Source organism: Schaedlerella sp. (assembly GCF_056796775.1).
The window spans coordinates 1-18,521 of the sequence record NZ_JBQIKP010000049.1 but is presented as its reverse complement, the minus strand read 5'-3'; the positions used below and the strand labels follow the sequence as shown (position 1 = coordinate 18,521).

Genomic DNA, 18,521 nt, shown 5'->3' with positions numbered 1-18,521 from the left:
AATGGCAAAGAAACCGTTAGGAAAAGACAAATTCGGAATCCAGAAGGTCATGCGTGTAGGCGATTATTTCGGGGACTCGCTGGGGCAGTTTTCGCTGAATGCGATCTCCGGCCTGGTAGGCCAGCTCACCTACTTCTATACAGACAAGGTGGGGCTGGCGGCAGGCGCGGTGGCGACTGCGTTCATGCTCACCAAGATCCTGGACGCGTTTACGGATCTGATCATGGGAAATATCATCGACCACACCAAACCGGGAAAAGAAAAATACCGGCCCTGGCTTTTAAAGATGGCGGTCCCGGCAGCCCTGCTGATCATACTGCTGTTTACGGTTCCGGCAAATGTAAGCCCAATGCTTCAGATCATCTATATGTTTCTTACCAATTTCCTTCTGACCGCAGTGATCTATACGGCGATCGCGGTTCCCTACAGCGCGATCCAGGTTGTGCGGACCGCAAGCCAGGAGGAGCGCGGGACGATGGGAACCTTCCGCGCGGCGGCAGGCTATGTGTCCGGAATGATCATCGCGGTACTGACCATACCTTTGACCAATATCTTAGGCGGCGATCAGGGCGCATGGATCAAATACGGATTTGGGTTCGGACTGGCGGCTCTGCTATGCCTGCTTTTGTGCTATGCAAGAAGCAAGGAAACGAATCCGGCCGCAGAGGTGAAGCCGGAGGAGGACGAGGAGGAGCAGATCCCATTTGGGGAAGCGGTAGGAAAGCTGTTCCGGAATAAATACTGGGTGATGGTGCTGGTATTGAGCCTGTGCGCCAATGTGACATACGGCCTGGCCAATTCCGCGGGAACCTATTATGCGAAATGGATCTATGGAAATGACAACCTGATCGGGATCCAGGGAGCGATCGGAATGATCCCCACACTGCTGGGATTCATACTGGTAGGTCCCATGATCAAGAAGATGGGAGTTACAAAGACACTGCGGGTATCCTTCTTCCTGGGAATGGCGGCCAATGTGCTCCGTCTGCTGAATCCGTACCACTTCTGGATGAACACGATCCTGGGATGCTTCGGGACATTTTCCAATATTCCGATGATGTGTCTGCTGGGGGTACTGACGGCGATGTCCATTGACTATAATGAGTATCAATTCGGGCAGCGCATGGTGGCACGCTCCCAGAGCGCGGCAAGCTTCGGATGCAAGGTGGGGACCGGTGTCGGAGCCTCCCTGGTAGGCTGGTGCTTAGGCATTGCCAGCTACGACCCCAATGCGGCGGCTTTGACGGCAGGAACAAAATACGCGATCTTCACATTCAACATTTATATTCCGATCATACTGTTTGCGGTGATGTTCTTCGTATCGCTGAAATTCGATCTGGAAAAGCGGATGCCGGAGATCCATGCAAAGATCGCGGAGCGCAAGGCAGCAGCCCCTTGCCGTGCGGCGCGGGATTTTTCCGGTACTGCAGGGGCGTGATCTTGTACTGCTTTTTAAAGGCTGTCTGAAAATGGCTCTGGCTGGAGAAGCAGAGATAGCTGCTGATGACACTTAAAGGCTTGTCCGTAAACTGCAGCAGCTGCCTGCTTTCTTCCAGCCTGCACCGGAGAATATAGGCGCTCAGGGAAAAGCCCATCTGTTCCTTGAAGTAGGTGGAAAAATAGGAACGGCTGAATCCTACATATTCCGCCACGTCGCTGACCGTGATCGGCCTGTTCGTATTCTGCTGGACAAACCGGAGCGCGCGCAGGAGGAGTTCGTCGGAGGTGCCCGGCAGGAAACACTCCTGCACCTTCCCGGCAAAGTCCAGCAGCATCTGAAAACTCAGTGCATTCAGGGTGGCCGGATCATTGGTCTGTTCGGCCGTCCGGATATACAGGTCGGAGATCTGAAATGCGGTATCCGTATCCACTCCGCTTTTGATCGCGGATCTGGTGGCCAGGGTGGTCATAACGATGAATGTGTTTTTGATCTGCCGCAGCTGCGTGGGAGCAACCACTCCCGCCTGAATGACCGCGTCTGTGAAAGTCATGTTCTTTAACCCGTCTATATTTCCTGTCTCTATATAATGTAAGATCAGCGATTCTACCTCATAAGAATTATTGTGGGTAAAGGTCTCCTTCTGTTCGTATGTTTTTTCTACATGCTGTGCGGAAATCTCCCCGGAATCAGGTTTTAAAATATCGGAGAGCTCCAGCTTTTTGTGATTGACAATATAGTTTACCAGAAGCATTTTTGTGAGGAAGGAGGTCAGCGATACCGGAGGGATGAACTGAAAGAAGCCCTGAAAAAACGCGCGGTCCTCCTGCGCCACGATATAATCGGCATACATATGGTGGAAATCCGAGTCCGTAAAAGGAATGTGGTTGACCGGGCCGGCAAGGATCCAAAGCCCATGGGGGGTGCTTGCGTGTACAGAGGCATATAAGATCCCGTAGTCCGTGAAAAGGTAGGAAATGGCCTCTGCATTTTCGAAAAGAGCGTCCCGGTATCGGGCAGGGGGATATACGCAGGCCAGCTGCGTATCGGGAAACGCAAAGAGAAGCTCCGTATTTTGATACAGGTAAAAGGGGATATTCGTATCCTGATAAAACATCTGGCAAAGGGTTTTCAGATCATCGATTCGGTTCATGGGGCGGCCTCCTGTATGGAACTGCTGTGATTTATGGATATGATAGCAGAAACAGGACAGGATATCAAATAAATTTATAATATATCGAACAAATCTGAAAGAATTAGAGGCGGAAATCAGGTAGAATCATTGACAGATTGAAAGCTTCCTCCGAGAACTGGCGGTATTGTCTTATCACAGCAGGCTTGTGGAAGTTTCGTAAAAAAGAAAAAGGAGAAAGATATGAAATTATATGATCTGAGGACAGAATACAGAGTAAACCCGATCGGGATCGGCAGGATACACCCGAGATTCTCATGGAAAATGGAGTCCAAGCAGGCAGATACGGTGCAGAAATCCTGCCGCGTCCAGGTCAGGACCGGGGAAAAAATGGTTTGGGATCACAGGGAGGAAAGCGAGACTTCCGTACTGATCCCCTACGCCGGAACAGAGCTGGAACCGGAAACCCGATATCATGTGACTGTGGAGGTGACGGACAACCACGGAAATACGGCGTCGGAAACCATGACCTTTGAAACCGGGATCTTCCGGCCGGAGGAATTTCAGGCGAAGATGATCACCCATGATTTTCCGGAGGAGGAAACGGCATGTCCGGTCTTTTACAGGACATTTCCTTTAAAGGGAGTGGTGAAGCAGGCCAGGCTCTATTCTACGGCATGGGGAGTCTATGAGGCGTACCTGAATGGAGCGCGTATCGGGGACGAGCGCATGGCGCCCGGGTGGACCAGCTACCATCACCGCCTGCAATACCAGATCCACGATGTTACGGAGCTGTTGCGGAACGGATGTGGAAATGTGTCCCAAAATAAAAATCCGGAGCAGGACCGGCTGGATACTCAAAACGAGGTACCAAAACAGGCGGCATTGGAGATGATTGTCGGAAACGGCTGGTATAAAGGCATATTCGGTTTCATGCTGCAGAGCAGTCTTTACGGCAGCCGGACCGGTGCCTTTGCGGAGCTCCATCTTCTCTATGAGGACGGCAGCCGGGAAGTGATCTGTACGGATGAGGCCTGGAAGGTGAGAACCGGAGAGCTCCGATACAGCGAGATCTACATGGGAGAAACCATAGATACGGATCAGCCCGAGATCAGGGAGGGTCATGTATCCGTGGCTGAGTTCGACAAATCAATACTGACCGCCCAGGAAAATGAACCGGTGCGCATCACGGAGCGGATCCCGGCAAAGGAACTGATCGTCACGCCGAAGGGAGAAAAGCTGGTGGATTTCGGACAGAACCTGACCGGTGCCGCAGAGATCCGGGTGCACGGAAAAAAGGGACAGAAAATTGTCATCCGCCATGCGGAGGTTCTGGATAAGGACGGCAACTTTTACCCCGATACCCTGCGCCAGGCAAAATCCATTGACACCTATATCTGCAGCGGAGAAGAGCAGACGTTCCTGCCTCATTTTACATTTCACGGATTCCGTTATCTCTGTGTGGAAGGGCTTGACGAGCTGTCCACAGATCAGTTTACGGCCTGCGTGATGCATTCCGATATGGAGAAAACCGGAACGTTTTTCTGTTCCAACCCGAAGGTCAATCAGCTCCAGAGCAATATTTCCTGGGGACAGAGAGGCAATTTTCTGGATATTCCGACAGACTGCCCTCAGCGGGACGAACGGCTGGGATGGACCGGGGATGCCCAGATCTTCTCCTGGACGGCAGCATTTCACCGAAATACGGCTTTATTTTTCAGCAAATGGATGCGGGATGTGGCGGCGGAATCCTCCCTGGAAAAAGGAGTCCCCCATGTGGTGCCGGATATCCTGGGGCAGTACAGCTCTTCGGCGTGGAGCGACGTGGCGGTGATCGTTCCCTGGGTCGTGTATCAGATCTACGGCGATAAGGGGATTCTGGAGGAATCCTGGAAATGCATGCACGAGTGGGTAGACTATATCCGAAGCCAGTGCGGCGAAAACGGGCTCTGGCAGAGCGGCTTCCAGTACGGGGACTGGCTGGCGCTGGACAAGGAGGAGAGCGCGGATCGGACCGGGGCAACGGATAAATATTTCATCGCAAACGCCTATTATCTGTATGTGACCGACCTGGTGAAGCGGACTGCGGAGGTGCTGGGCCTTGGGGAGGCTGCGAAGGTATATCAGGAGCTGTATGACAACACCCTGGAAGCATTCCGCCAGGAATACTATACCAATACGGGAAGGATTGTCAGCGAGACCCAGACCGGGGCGGTGCTGTCCCTGTATTTTGACCTGGCCCGCGAGAAGGACCGGGAACGGATCCTGCAGACCCTGCGGACCAATATCGAAAATCATAAGAACCACCTGGCAACCGGTTTTGTGGGTACGCCGTACCTGTGCCATGCATTGTCCGAGAACGGGGCTCATGACCTTGCGGCGGCATTATTTATGAAGGAAGATTATCCGTCCTGGCTGTATGCGGTCAACAAAGGGGCGACCACCATCTGGGAACGCTGGAATTCCATCCTGCCGGACGGCAGCTTTGACGTGTCGGGAATGAATTCCCTGAACCACTATGCCTACGGCTCCATCGGGGACTGGATGTACCGGAAGGTGGCAGGAGTCAGCCAGCTGGAACCGGGCTACAAACGGTTCCGGGTGCAGCCCATGTTTGTGAAAGGGATCGAAGAGGCTGGGATCGAATTTGAATCCGTCTACGGGAAGATCTTGAGTCAATGGAGCTGCAGGGATGGAAAGATCCGGGTACATGTGGAGGTTCCGGCCAATACCTCGGCGGAGATCTGGCTTCCGGAAAAGGACGGAGCGATCAAGGCCGGCTCCGGGATCCATGAATACGAATATGAGACAGAGACCAGCCTTGCCTTTGAACGGTTCAGCATGGACAGCACGCTGGGAGAAATCCTGGCAGAGCCGCTGGCGGTAGAGATGTTCAACCAGATGGCGCCGGGCATGCTGGAGAATCCGATGCTTGCCATGGCGCATCAGATGACCATGGCGGAGCTGTGCGCGCAGGCGGCGGAGGCGAAGCCGCTGTATGGGGCGGTGATCGGGGCGCTGAATCAGCAGGAGATTGCGGATGCAAATGCAAAGTCAAAAAAAATGCAATAAAATGGTGAGAGCTTTGCCCCTTGCGGCAGCCGCAAAATAGCCGTGCAAGTATGACTGCCTGGCGCTTTGCGGGAATAGAGTGATATATCAGCCAACCGGCTCCAGCGGGAAATCTGCGGGAGCCGGTTTTATCATCGTATGCAGAAAAGCTGCCGGTTTTCTATATGGAAAGAACGCAGAAGATATGTTATACTGCAATTAAGCTGTTCCACTTTATTTCTGGACTTTCAAGGAACAGAAGAATACAGACCAGATTGTCCATAGTATAAAAGAACATGTTCCAATCAGTGGGCTGTATGTTTAGTGGTAGAAAGGAGCACAACTACATGGGGATTTATCTGAACAGCGAAGCCGCGTACAGATTATATAAAAATGAAGCAGAAAAGCCATATTTTGTAGATAAAACCTTGCTGCTTGAGGAATTATTCCCTCTGGTAAAAGAGGGGACAAACTATGTCTGTATCACGCGGCCTCGCCGGTTTGGCAAAACCGTTATGGCAAATATGATCACCGCTTTTTTTTCGAAAGCACGGGATGCGGCAGATATTTTCGATACATTGAAGATCAGCAGAAATGAGCATTGCCAAAGCTTTCGGAACCAGTTTGGAGTCATCCATATTTCTTTCAATGATATTTCAAGGCAATGCACAACTTATGAACAATACATTGACCGAATTGAAAGACGGCTGATCAGAGATTTGAAAAAGGAATATCCGGAAGTGGAACTGACTCAGGAAGATTCCGCAGTGGATGCTCTTTTAGAGATTTATGAGGAAGACAGCTCAGCGCGTTTTATTTTTGTGCTGGATGAATGGGATTTCCTGTTCCATCAGCCTTTTGCAACAGAGGAAGAAAAGAAGGCGTACTTGATGTTTTTGCGCAGCCTTTTAAAGGATCGCCCTTATGTACTGCTTGCATATATGACGGGAATCCTTCCGATCGCAAAATACTCAAGCGGTTCGGAATTGAATATGTTTACGGAATTTACGATGGCGGGGACACAGGCGTTCAGCGAATATTTTGGATTTACACAGGAAGAGGTCAACGATTTATATCAAAGATATCTGAAAAATTGCAGTATCCCGCAGATCACGCCGGAAGGGCTTAAGTTTTGGTACAACGGTTATCATACGGCTTCGCGGGAGCGCGTCTATAATCCGCGGTCGGTTGTGATGGCTCTGCGGTATAATGAACTGGCAAGCTATTGGACAAGTTCAGGTCCGTATGATGAGATTTATTATTATATCGAAAATAATGTGGCGGAAGTGAGAGACGATCTCGCGCTGATGGTTTCCGGTGTGCCGGTTCCTGCAAAGGTTCGGGAATATGCGGCGGCTTCCATGAGCCTTCGGACAAAAGATGAGATTTTATCCGCTATGGTGGTGTACGGATTCCTGAGTTATGAGAATGGAAAAGTGGCGATTCCGAATAAGGAATTGATGGACCGGTTTGATGAGATGCTGCAGAAAGAAGCATCTTTTGGATATGTGTACCGTCTTGCCAGGGAATCCGGTCGGATGCTGGAAGCAACTTTGCGGGGAGATACCGATACGATGGCAGAAATACTGGAATTGGTCCACAATACGGAAACACCGCTTATGCAGTATAAGTGTGATTCTGGAATTGAAGGTGGACCATACCCCGGAGGAAGCAATCCGGCAGATCATAAAAAAGAAATATGATCTCCGCTTCCGGGCAAAACTCGGAGAGCGTCCAAGATATACCGGAAGAATTTTGGCGGTAGGGATTGGATATGAGAAGAAGCGGAAAAAGCACAGGTGTAAGGTAGAAGTGCTGAGAGAAGCATGTGAAAGTTGAATCAGAGGACCTATTTCAAGCCGGCTGTTCGTATCAGGGAGCAGCCGGCTTGAAACTGTAAAATATGAACGATATTCAGGCAGAAAAGACTAAACCTTCAATACCTCAACACGCCCCTTCACATTTTATGATGTCATTTTGCCGAATCGGGAATATCTGCCGGGAGGATGCACATAAAAGTTGGCGCTCAGGACGTCTACTGCTGCGGCTGGAGTTACTGGGCACGGATGATGGAGATGCCGCCAGTAACAGGTTTTGAATTGCAGTCAATAACGAATCAGAAATACATTGCGCTGTTACAGGAATTTTGCTACCATAGTATCATTATATTATGAGAATACTCTATAAAGGAAAGGGACAGCACATATGAACCATAAACACACAAAAGCATGGAACAACGCGCCAGCTATAGATCTGAGATACAAAAAAGCCTCCCTCGATGATCTGGAACTGCTGACAAAAACCAGGATCCAGGTACTGCGGGCCGCAAACCGGCTGAACGATTCCGCCGATATGTCAGAGGTAGAAGCCGAATCCAGGGCGTACTACAAAAGAGCCCTGGCGGACGGAACCCATACCGCTTATCTGGTATTCGACGGTGAGACATTTGTGGGGGCAGGCGGGATCAGCTATTATACAGTCATGCCCACATTCCACAACCCGACAGGAAAAAAGGCTTATGTGCGCGAAGTGGCTGATCTCAGGGCATTTCATTTTTTACATACCGTATTCATCAGAACGATCATAACCACACAATCCACGATAATGAGCGCCAGAAAAAAATATGCTGCGGCGGCCGGAAGCACATCCTCCCAGACAGACACGACGAAGAGAAAAATCGTGATCACTGTCATTCCGCCTCCGGCCACCCTGCATAGCTTTTTTGCGTCGTACTTGCTTTTTTCATTTTTACTGGACGTGTTATATCCAGCGATCAGGCCGGAGCCGTGACCGCTCAGGAAAATGACGGACAACACGGCAAAAATAACAAGCATTACCCATGAAACCCATTCGGGTCCGTTGCTGAGATCTTTTAAGGTCATCGTTGCTTCCTCCTTCCAAATCAAAACCAATCCTTACAGCACATTCATTGGATCGGCAGTTTTATCTTACCATATCTGCCCGGAGGTTACCATACTGGATATCAGAAATACAGAAATCAGTTTTGGGATTCTGGAAATATTTTTCCGAAGGATGTTTTTTTTCTGTACAGAGAATAAAAACTTCGATATAATAGAGTTCATAATCATGTGATTTTCCGGGGGCATCCGGTAAAAATAAGGAGGTCGTCATGGCGAAAGGACAAGCGAAAAAGGTTCCGGTAAAGGTTCAGGCTAAAGTACAGCCGAAGGCAAAGACAGAGGTACAGGCGGATAATATGGTATTTTCCCTGGATATCGGGACGCGGAGCATCATCGGTATGGTGGGCGTTGTTGTAGAAGACAAGGTGAAGATCATTGCCATTGAAAAAGAAGAGCATAACGAGCGGGCAATGATCGACGGACAGATTGAAAATATAGAAAAGGTTTCTGCGCTGGCGAAAAAGGTGAAAAAGCGCCTGGAGGATAAGGTCCATACAAAGCTGAAACGCGTTTCGGTCGCGGCTGCGGGGCGTGCCCTTCGGACCAGCAGGGTGGATTACGAGATGGTGCTGCAGGGGCCCCAGGTGATCGACGATGAGGTCATCAACCGTCTGGAAGCGGGGGCCATCAGCAAGGCAGAAGCCCAGTTTGACGCGGAAAATGAAGCCCAGGAGGATACCCGCCGCTTTTATCTGGTGGGATATACGGTCTGCCAGTATTACCTGGACCAGTATATGATCTCCAGCTTAAAGGATCACCGCGGGAAGCATATCAAGGTGGATCTGATCGCAACCTTTCTACCCAGCGAAGTGGTAGAAAGCCTGTATACTACGATGAATAAGATCGGTCTGGAGGTTGCCAGCATCACATTGGAGCCTATCGCTGCCATCAATGCCGCCATCCCGGAAAACCTGAGACTCTTAAATCTGGTGATCGTGGATATCGGAGCCGGGACTTCGGATATCGCGGCCTGCACCAGCGGTAGTGTGACAGGATATACGATGGCGACGATCGCGGGGGATGAGATCACTGAGTCCATTATGAAAGAGTTCCTTGTGGATTTCATGACTGCGGAGAATATGAAGGCACAGATCGAGAATGAGGAAGAAATTACCTTTACGGATATTCTGGGATTTGAAAGAAAAGCTTCCAGAGATGAGATTTTCCGCTGCATCCAGGGCACGTCCGAATCTCTCTGCAGGGAGATCGCTGGAAAGATCCTGGATGTGAACGGAAGCGCGCCCTCCGCTCTGTTCCTGGCGGGCGGCGGCAGCAAGCTGGCAGGACTGAAGGAGGGCCTTACGGCGGCTCTGGAAATGGACAGCAACCGCGTGGCGATCGCGGGAAATAACTTCCGGACCAGCGCGTTTTCCGATGAATATGATTTAAATAATCCGGAGTATGCGACCCCCCTGGGAATTGCCATTTCTTCCGGATTGAATATGATCAATGACAGCTTTCGTGTCACATTGAATGAAAAGTCCGCAAAACTATTCCGGAGCGGGAGCTTTACGGTGATGAATCTTCTGATGATGAACGGCTACGGCTTTCAGGATATGCTGGGACGTTCCGGAGCAAGCGTGAGCGTCAGGGTGAACGGTAAGCGGAAAGTCTTTTACGGCATGGCGGCACAGCCGGCATCGCTGTTTATCAATAAAAGAGAAGGGCGGCTTTCGGATATCGTCCATGCCGGAGACCATATTGAGTTTGTACCGGCTGTCCATGGCCTTGCGGCAAAGCCCTGTGTAAAAGACATTGAAGGCGCCGCGGAATGCCTGGAGCTGTCCCTGAACGGAAAGCCGGCAGATCTGGAAACGCCTTTGAAAAACGGGGATATTATTCAGATGATGCTGTCCGATGAACAGCTTGCGGCCAGGAAGCGGGAGGCAGAGGAGAAGGCAGCGGAGGAAGCGGCTGCAGCTGCACAGAGGGAGCAGGAAGAAGCAGCAGCGGGTGCTGAGACGGAGAAGAAAGAAGACTTAACAGTTGAGGCAGAGCAGGGGGAAGCTTTGTATGTTGAGGAAGAACCGGAAGGAGTTTTGACTGTTGAGGAAGAACCGGAAGGAGCATTAGCAGTTGAGGAAGAACCGGAAGGAGCATTAGCAGTTGAGGAAGAACCGGAAGGGGCATTAGCAGTTGAGGAAGAACCGGAAGGGGCATTAGCAGTTGAGGAAGAACCAGCAGGAGCTTTAGCAGTTGAGGCAGAATCGGAAGAAGCTTTAGCGGTTGAGAAAGAACCAGCAGGAGCTTTGGCAGTTGAGGCAGAATCGGGAGAAGCTTTAGCAATTGAGGAAGAACCAGCAGGAGCTTTGGCAGTTGAGGCAGAATCGGAAGAAGCTTTAGCAATTGAGGAAGAACCAGCAGGAGCTTTGGCAGTTGAGGCAGAATCGGAAGAAGCTTTAGCAGCTGAGGCAGAACCGGAAAAGGATATATTGGCAGAAACAAGTATATCTGAAGCAGTGAATCCGGAATCAGAGTCAATGAAGCAGGAAAATCCGGGGACGGAAGCAAAGCCGATGAAGCAGGAGGATCCGCGGACGAAAACCGTGTCGGTGACAGAGCCGAAGCCGGTATCTGAACCTGCAACCGAAGAACTGCAGATATCCCAGGCAGAGCCGATAGCAGAGGAACTGCAGAAATATGAGGCGGAACCGCTGACAGAAGAGATGTGGATCCCAAAAGCCGGACTTGCGGAGGAAAAGCAGGAGTCGGAACCTGTAAAAAAAGAAATAGATAATGCCGCGAATAAGCTGTATAATGCGGACGAAAAATCTTTGGTTCAGGGAACTCTGAACCTGGAATTAGAGACAGGCGGAAAGCCGTCAGCCGATGCTGTACCGGTAAGGAGACACCATTCACAGAGCGGCGGCCTTTCAGCAAAGGAACGTACTTCAAAGCTGCCTTCCATAAAAGAGGCTCTTGCATCCAAGGGATTTTCCGCAAAGAAGGAGCCGGCCGCATTGCGCGGATCAGGAACCATTCTGTTCTATCTGAACGATACGCCATTGCGTCTGCCGCTGAAAAAGGACGGGGATTCTTATTATCTGATGGATATGATCGAATATTCCGGTATCGATCTGAAGCAGCCGAAAGGCAGGGTTACATTGAGTGTGAACGGGCAGCCCGGAACATTTATGCAGAAGCTACATGAGAGAGATATCATACGTATCGTGGAAGAGATATGAAAAAATTCCATCTGTACGGTGGCTGTGCAGTCCGTGTAATGACAGGAAAAGCTGCAAACAGCCGGGCTGCCATACCGAGGCGTACTCAGCGTAAGCGGACGGCAGCCGTGACCCGCGGAAAGGCAATGTGATTTTATGAAAAAATATGCAGTTGTGATACTTGTGTCTGCACTGGTAATTCTTGCGCTTGCGGGATGCTCCGGAGAATTTGAGATTCCGTTCTTTCGTCAGAGTACAGAACAGACGGTCACAGGACAGGTATGCCGGGTGGAAGACGATCTGCTTTTCATCCGGGCCGAAGGCGAGAAGGACGGGCCGGAAGAAGAGAAAGATGAAAATACCCCCGTTCCGGAGTACATAGGAGAAGAGCTGGAGATCAGGCTGACAAAGGACACGGTGTTCATGATCCGCAGACCCGATGAAGAAGCAGAGGGCAAAGCAGAATCGGCACAGGACGGATCGGAACGCTCAGAGGAGGACTCCAACGCCGTGGCAGACGACGGCTCAGAGGAGGACTCCAACGCCGTGGCAGACGACGGCTCAGAGGAGGACTCCAACGCCGTGGCAGACGACGGCTCAGAGGAGGACTCCAACGCCGTGGCAGACGACGGCTCAGAGGAGGACTCCAATGCCGTGGCAGATGACGGTTCAGAGGAGGACTCCAACGCCGTGGCAGACAACGGCTCAGAGGAGGACTCCAACGCCGTGGCAGACGACGGTTCAGAGGAGGACTCAAGCGCTGATTCAGACGGGAACACCGGGGAAATACAGGAGAAATTTGTTGAGGAAGAGATTCCAGCCAGTCACATTTCGGAAGGAGACGTGATTTCCGCCAGTCTGGATAAAAAAGGAAATGCATCCAAAATCCTGGTCATTTCCCAGGCCGGGCCGGGGGACGCGGGAAAGCTCAGGGAAGCGGAAGACTATGACGCGGCTGTAGAATTTGCCGTTGATATTGAGACGGACGGAGAAGTCTTTTCGTCTAAGGGAACAGATGAAAATACAGTCCATGTATACGGGGAGGCCAGGGCGGTCCTGAAAAATGCCGAGATCACCAGGACGTCCCGGGACAGCGCCGGAGGAAGTCCGTCCGCCTCCTACGGCGTAGGGGCGGCTCTGCTTACGACCAACGGCATTTCCTATATCAAAGACAGCACCGTTAGGACGGACGCGTCCGGAGCTGCCGGGATTTTTTCCTATGGAAATGCCCATGCCTATGCCATGAATACCGAAGTGTCTACAAGGCAGGACACCTCCAGCGGCATTCAGACGGCAGGCGGCGGACAGCTGTATGCCTGGAATCTGAACGTGGAGACCTTCGGGACATCCTCAGCGGCCATCAGCAGCGGCCGGGGAGGCGGCAGGATGGCAGTGGACGGCGGTGCGTATATCACCGGAGGGGCAGATTCGCCGGCGGTATCCTGCGGGGCGGATATTGCGGTCCGTGAAGCTGCGCTGACGGCAAACGCATCGGAGGCTGTCCGCGTGGAAGGCGGAAATGCGCTGCATCTGTATGAGTGCGGACTGACGGGAAATATGGGCGATGATCTGTACAACGACAGCGCCTGGAACGTGCTCCTTTATCAGGGAAGGCCCGGAGATTTTGAACCGGGAAACAGTACCTTTGAGATGAAGGGCGGCAGGCTGACGGCCAACAACGGCGGTATCTTTTACACGACAAATACAGAATCCACCATTACGCTGTCCAATGTAGAGATCGTATACCCGGATGTTCGGGATTTCTTTCTGAAATGTACGGGAAATGATCATCCGGACGGCTGGGGAAAAGCTGGCTCCAACGGGGCGGACTGCTTGTTTACCGCGGAAGGGCAGGACATGGAGGGCGATATCGTCTGGGATGAGATCAGCCAGCTTGATTTTTATATGACGAAAAACAGTACGCTTAAGGGAGCGGTCCTGCAGGAAAAAAATGATGGCGGCAAGGACCGCGACGGGTATTGCAACCTCTATATTGAGGAGGGCTGTACCTGGACCGTGACAGGAAACAGCAGTCTGAACCGGCTCTCCTGCAGCGGGCGGATCGAGGACGATGAGGGAAAAACAGTGACGATCCGGGGCAAGGACGGCACGGTCTATGTGCAGGGAACCGGAAAGTATACGATCACGGTGGTATCGCACGAACCGGCGGCCAACCTGTCCGGCGCGTCAGAGATCAGCCGGTGGACGGATCATCAGACAGAGGTTCCGGAGATCTTTTTGTAGTTTCAGGCGTGATCAGGTAAAAGGGATCTGTCCGGCAGGGAATTCCATGCCGGACAGATCCTTTTGCGTTCATTACAGGCAAAAATCATTCCAATCCACTTATCCATTCGCAAAAACCGTGCTGACGAACTCTTACGTCTGCTAACGCAGCCGCTCTTCGCTTTCCAGAGTGCGGATCAGGTTGACCATTTCGATGGCGGCCTGAGCACATTCCGCCCCTTTATTGCCGGCCTTGGTGCCTGCCCGCTCAATGGCCTGTTCGATGGTATCGGTGGTAAGGACACCGAACAGCACCGGAATGTCACTTGCTAAGGCCACATTTGCAATGCCCTTGGAAACCTCGCTGCACACGTAATCGTAGTGGCTGGTACTTCCGCGGATGACAGCCCCAAGAGCGATCACCGCATCATATCTTCCGCATTTTGCCATCTTTGAAGCGATCAGCGGAATCTCAAATGCGCCCGGAACCCAGGCAACATGGATATCATCGGCACATACACCGTGGCGGAGAAGCGTATCTTCGCATCCACTAAGCAGTCTGGAAACGATAAATTCATTGAAACGGGCAGCGGCAATCCCGATCCGAATACCTTCTGCAACCAGTTTCCCTTCAAATATTTTCATGACAATTTTCCTTTCTTTATATAGACATTTCATTCAGCCGGTCAAATCGTTGCTGACGCCGCGGAATAGTTCAGGAAATGGCCCATTTTTTTCTGCTTGGTACGCAGATAAAACAGATCTTCCCGTGTGGCATCCACCTGGATTGGTATGCGTTCCGTAATCTCCAGTCCGAAATCCTTCAGCTGATAGATCTTGTCTGGGTTATTGGTCAGAAGCCGCAGCTCCCGGGCTCCCAGGTCGCGCAGGATCTGCGCGCCGATCCAGTATTCCCGCATGTCCGGGGCAAAGCCCAGCTTTAAATTGGCCTCCACAGTATCATACCCCTGTTCCTGCAGCTCGTAGGTTTTCAGCTTATTGATCAGTCCGATGCCCCGTCCTTCCTGGCGCATATACAGCAAGATACCCCGTCCTTCCTTTTCGATCATCCGCAGGGCGGCTTCCAATTGCTGCCCGCAGTCGCACCGCCGGCTTCCCAGGATATCTCCGGTGAGACATTCGGAATGAACCCGGCACAGCAGTCCCTTTCCATTGCCGACCTCTCCCTTTACAAGGGCAACGTGGCTCTGGCCGGTCAGGTCATCGGTATAGCCGTAGATCATGAAATCTCCATAATGGGTAGGCAGTTTGGCAGCGGCCTCCCGGAGCACATGCTTTTCATGAAGCCGGCAGTAATCCTGCAGGTCTTTGATGGAAATGACCTTCATATTCCAGGTTTTTGCATGCTCCAGTAGTTCGGCGGTGCGCATCATGGTACCGTCTTCCCGCATAATCTCACAGCATAGTCCGCATTCCTCCAGCCCTGCCAGACGGCACAGATCCACGGTGGCTTCGGTATGACCGGCTCGTGTCAGTACGCCTCCCGGACGGGCCGTCAGCGGAAATATATGCCCCGGCTGGCGGAAATCCTGAAATCCGGACATGGGATCTGCGCATTTCCGGCAGGTCAGGCCCCGCTCTTCTGCGGAAATGCCTGTGGAGGTGTCAATATGGTCCACGGAAACGGTGAATGCCGTTCCGTGATTGTCGGTGTTTTGCTTCACCATCTGTTCCAGTCCCAGGCGTTTCGCAATCTCTGCGGACATGGGGGTGCAGATCAATCCTCTGGCATGTGTTGCCATAAAGTTTACATTTTCCGTCGTGGCGAACTGGGCGGCGCAGATCATGTCGCCCTCATTTTCACGGTCCGGATCATCCATACACAGGATGACGCGGCCGGCTCTCAGCTCGTCCAGCGCGTCTTCGATCGCTGCAAAGTTCATGATGAATCTGTCTCCTTCCAATAGAATTTGCTCTCTTTTTGTATGTATGATCTGCCCGTCAAAAGGTCTCATTTCCCTTGCCGGCCAGATCATATATTTCTTCCATAAAAATGGACGGCTTCCACCATAGAATCGGAATGGACTTCAAAATCCATGCTTCCGTAGAAAATCCTCTGTGATCCTGCTTTCCGGCAGCGGCGCAGGAGCAGGCCCTGTGATCAGCCTCTGCACGTATTTTCCAATAATATCATTTTCCAGATTGACCGGATCGCCTGCTTTCTTTGTGAGAAGGGTCGTGTGCCCGCAGGTATGGGGGATGAGAGAAACACGAAAGCTTTGCTCTGTCAGTCCGGCCACAGTCAAGCTGACTCCGTCGATGGCAACGGAGCCTTTTTCCACGATCAGGTTCAGGACGTCAGGCGCGGCTTCCACGGTGATCCACACCGCGTTTTCCTCCCGGCGTACAGTGCGGATGGTTCCGGTCCCGTCAATATGCCCTGAAACAATATGCCCGCCGAATCTTCCGTCTGCGGCCAATGCCCGTTCCAGATTGACGCGGCTGTCTGTGCAGAGCGCTCCCAGGTTGGTCCGGCGCAGGGTTTCCGGCATCACGTCGGCAATAAAACCGTCCGGCAGGAGTTTTGCGGCGGTCAGGCATACGCCGTTGACCGCAATGGAATCTCCCGGCCGGGTATTTTCCAGGACCGTATCGGCCTGGATGGAGATCTGTCCGGAGGTACGGTTGGAAATCACATGGCGTACCCGGCCGATCTCTTCTATGATTCCTGTAAACATTTGAAATACCTCATAAATTTGATTCGAATTCAGCTTTTCGTAGATAAATTTGTACAGTCTGTTTTCTCGTCCTTATGCGGCTGTTTGCGTCATATGATACTGTAGGGCGGATTTATGTGGCGCTCAGTATAAATTCTAATAACAGGTCGCCGCCGACAGAAGATACCGCAGGGGATGAAAGCCGGATTCCATCCCCGGGCGTGGGAAATCCGATCCCTTCCACGGGGGTTTTTGCATCCCGTCCGCCCAGCAGAAGAGGAGCGATATAAGCGTATACCCTTTGCACCAGTCCGGCCCGGAGCATGGCTTCATTCAGTGTGCCGCCGCCTTCCAGAAGGATGCTGTCAATCTCCATGCGGCCGAGTGCGTCCATCAGAGACGGGAGAGAAACATGGCCGTTCTCTTCCGGAAGCTCCAGCAGGGTGATGCCCAGAGCTTCCAGCGCGGACCGTTTTTCCCGTGTCCCGTGGGTATAGGCGATGACCGTTCGATATTGTCCGGCTGTACGGCATATACGGCTGTCCGTAAGAATCCGCAGGCAAGAGTCACAGATGATACGGACGGGCTGACGCGGGGGCTCTGACAGCCGGTCCTCCAGTCCGGAGGATTCTTCTTCTGCCAGGCAGTTCAGCGGCCGATTCTCCGACCCGGCTGTCTGTTTCTCCGTCCCGCAGTGAAGCGGATGGTCCTCCAGTCTGGATCTTTGCCTTTCCACCCGGCAGTTCAGCAGCGGATCATCCGCCAGCACGGTGCCGATCCCGGCCAGGATCCCGGTGTACTGACGGCGCAACTCATGAACATGTTCTCTGGCCTCCCGGCCGGTGATCCATTTGGAAGCGCCTGTGCGGGAGGCGATCTTTCCGTCGGCGGTCATGGCGTATTTCATCGCCACATAGGGCCGTCCGGTTGTAACATAGTGAAAAAAGACCACGTTGACTGCATCGCATTCGTCCTGCAGAAAATGTTCCGTTACAGTGATTCCGTTTCTGCGCAGAAGCTCCGCGCCGCCGGCTGCTTTCGGATTCGGATCCCGGGAGCCGATGACCACATGGGCGATCCCATTTTCCAGGATGGCATCCGTACAGGGCGGGGTCCGTCCCTGATGACAGCAGGGCTCCAGCGTTACATACATGACGGCGCCTGCGGGATCCTCGGTACAGGAAGCCAGTGCATTGCGCTCCGCGTGGGGGCCGCCGCGGCGGCGATGATACCCCTCACCGATGACGCGCCCGTTTTTTACGATCACGGCGCCCACCATGGGATTCGGGTTCGTTTGGCCAAGCCCCAGCCCGGCAAGACGGATGGCGCGGCGCATATATTGTTCTTCCAGCATAGTTTTCCCTCCGTTTACAGTAACAGAAACTGCGTAAAATAACCGGATCCGTTGACATGTGCGGCGAGACTATTGCTGCTGATTGCCGCGGATCGTTAACCGGCATGAAATCTATATCCGTATCCGGCGATGGTTTTAATGAAATCCACATCCTTTGCGACGCCCCTGCATTTTTTTCGGATCTGGAACACGGTATTTTCCACTGCATGGCAGTACCCGCCGGAGGGCTCATGCCATACCGCCTCATAGATCTGCTCCTTGGTATAGGTGACATCAGGATTGGAATACAGCATGTACAGGACATCAAACTCCTTGGTTGACAGATAGATTTCCTGACTGTTGACCGTGGTCTGGTGGTTTTTCACACTCATATGCAGCCGGGAGGAGATCGTTTGGATCCCGAAAAATTCCTGGGCCGCAATGCAGTCCATTCGGATCTGGTCCAGAAGCATGGACAGGTTTTCAAATTTGTTACCATACCGCCTGCGGCGGCACAAATGATGACGAAAGCTTCGATTCCATATTTCCATATAGACTAAATGGGTGTATTCTTATTTTCA

The 18,521-nt window shown here is 52.2% G+C and carries 11 protein-coding genes and 2 pseudogenes; 6 read left to right on the top strand and 7 right to left on the bottom strand.

Features of this window, described 5'->3' with window-relative positions; translation table 11 throughout:
• Position 1 precedes the first annotated feature (1 nt).
• Positions 2–1,438: an MFS transporter gene (locus tag ACTOY7_RS17580; protein WP_482671091.1), complete on the top strand. Its 1,437-nt coding sequence runs from the start codon at positions 2–4 to the stop codon at positions 1,436–1,438.
• 25 nt (positions 1,439–1,463) lie between these two features.
• On the opposite strand, the pseudogene ACTOY7_RS17575 reads toward ACTOY7_RS17580, so the two are convergent.
• Positions 1,464–1,775 (bottom strand): annotated as a pseudogene (locus ACTOY7_RS17575) (helix-turn-helix transcriptional regulator); the annotation flags it as partial.
• A gap of 1,038 nt (positions 1,776–2,813) precedes the next feature.
• Here ACTOY7_RS17575 and ACTOY7_RS17570 point away from each other — a divergent pair.
• The 3 genes and pseudogenes from ACTOY7_RS17570 to ACTOY7_RS17560 all read left to right on the top strand — a co-directional run.
• On the top strand, positions 2,814–5,642 hold the full coding sequence (locus tag ACTOY7_RS17570) for a family 78 glycoside hydrolase catalytic domain (protein WP_482671092.1): 2,829 nt from the start codon (positions 2,814–2,816) through the stop codon (positions 5,640–5,642).
• A gap of 326 nt (positions 5,643–5,968) precedes the next feature.
• Positions 5,969–7,324 (top strand): AAA family ATPase, encoded by a 1,356-nt coding sequence (locus ACTOY7_RS17565; RefSeq protein ID WP_330690708.1) that lies wholly within the window; start codon positions 5,969–5,971, stop codon positions 7,322–7,324.
• 502 nt (positions 7,325–7,826) lie between these two features.
• A pseudogene (locus ACTOY7_RS17560) lies at positions 7,827–8,144 on the top strand (hypothetical protein); the annotation flags it as partial.
• 26 nt (positions 8,145–8,170) lie between these two features.
• On the opposite strand, the gene ACTOY7_RS17555 reads toward ACTOY7_RS17560, so the two are convergent.
• Positions 8,171–8,455 (bottom strand): DUF3784 domain-containing protein, encoded by a 285-nt coding sequence (locus tag ACTOY7_RS17555; RefSeq protein WP_482672717.1) that lies wholly within the window; start codon positions 8,453–8,455, stop codon positions 8,171–8,173.
• 296 nt (positions 8,456–8,751) lie between these two features.
• On the opposite strand from ACTOY7_RS17555, the gene ACTOY7_RS17550 reads away from it, so the two are divergent.
• Entirely contained in the window at positions 8,752–11,727 is a 2,976-nt protein-coding gene (locus ACTOY7_RS17550; RefSeq protein WP_482671093.1) for a cell division protein FtsA, read from the top strand.
• A 135-nt stretch (positions 11,728–11,862) separates the two neighbouring features.
• Positions 11,863–13,950 carry a hypothetical protein gene (locus ACTOY7_RS17545; protein ID WP_482672524.1) on the top strand — a complete coding sequence of 696 codons (2,088 nt, stop codon included), beginning with the start codon at positions 11,863–11,865 and terminating at the stop codon, positions 13,948–13,950.
• Positions 13,951–14,091: 141 nt separating this feature from the next.
• Here the strand turns inward: ACTOY7_RS17545 and ribH are convergent, their stop codons facing one another.
• The 5 genes from ribH to ACTOY7_RS17520 all read right to left on the bottom strand — a co-directional run bounded on the left by ribH (position 14,092) and on the right by ACTOY7_RS17520 (position 18,413).
• Positions 14,092–14,574, bottom strand: coding sequence for a 6,7-dimethyl-8-ribityllumazine synthase (ribH, locus tag ACTOY7_RS17540; RefSeq protein ID WP_160282869.1), 483 nt, complete (start codon positions 14,572–14,574; stop codon positions 14,092–14,094).
• A gap of 41 nt (positions 14,575–14,615) precedes the next feature.
• The gene (locus tag ACTOY7_RS17535) at positions 14,616–15,833 is read right to left on the bottom strand and encodes a bifunctional 3,4-dihydroxy-2-butanone-4-phosphate synthase/GTP cyclohydrolase II (RefSeq protein WP_482671095.1); all 1,218 of its coding nucleotides are present in this window, start codon (positions 15,831–15,833) and stop codon (positions 14,616–14,618) included.
• Between the two features lie 144 nt (positions 15,834–15,977).
• Positions 15,978–16,628 (bottom strand): riboflavin synthase, encoded by a 651-nt coding sequence (locus tag ACTOY7_RS17530; RefSeq protein WP_482671096.1) that lies wholly within the window; start codon positions 16,626–16,628, stop codon positions 15,978–15,980.
• Between the two features lie 112 nt (positions 16,629–16,740).
• Positions 16,741–17,961 carry a bifunctional diaminohydroxyphosphoribosylaminopyrimidine deaminase/5-amino-6-(5-phosphoribosylamino)uracil reductase RibD gene (ribD, locus tag ACTOY7_RS17525; RefSeq protein ID WP_160282872.1) on the bottom strand — a complete coding sequence of 407 codons (1,221 nt, stop codon included), beginning with the start codon at positions 17,959–17,961 and terminating at the stop codon, positions 16,741–16,743.
• Positions 17,962–18,056: 95 nt separating this feature from the next.
• Positions 18,057–18,413 carry a winged helix-turn-helix domain-containing protein gene (locus ACTOY7_RS17520; protein WP_482671097.1) on the bottom strand — a complete coding sequence of 119 codons (357 nt, stop codon included), beginning with the start codon at positions 18,411–18,413 and terminating at the stop codon, positions 18,057–18,059.
• Positions 18,414–18,521 lie beyond the last annotated feature (108 nt).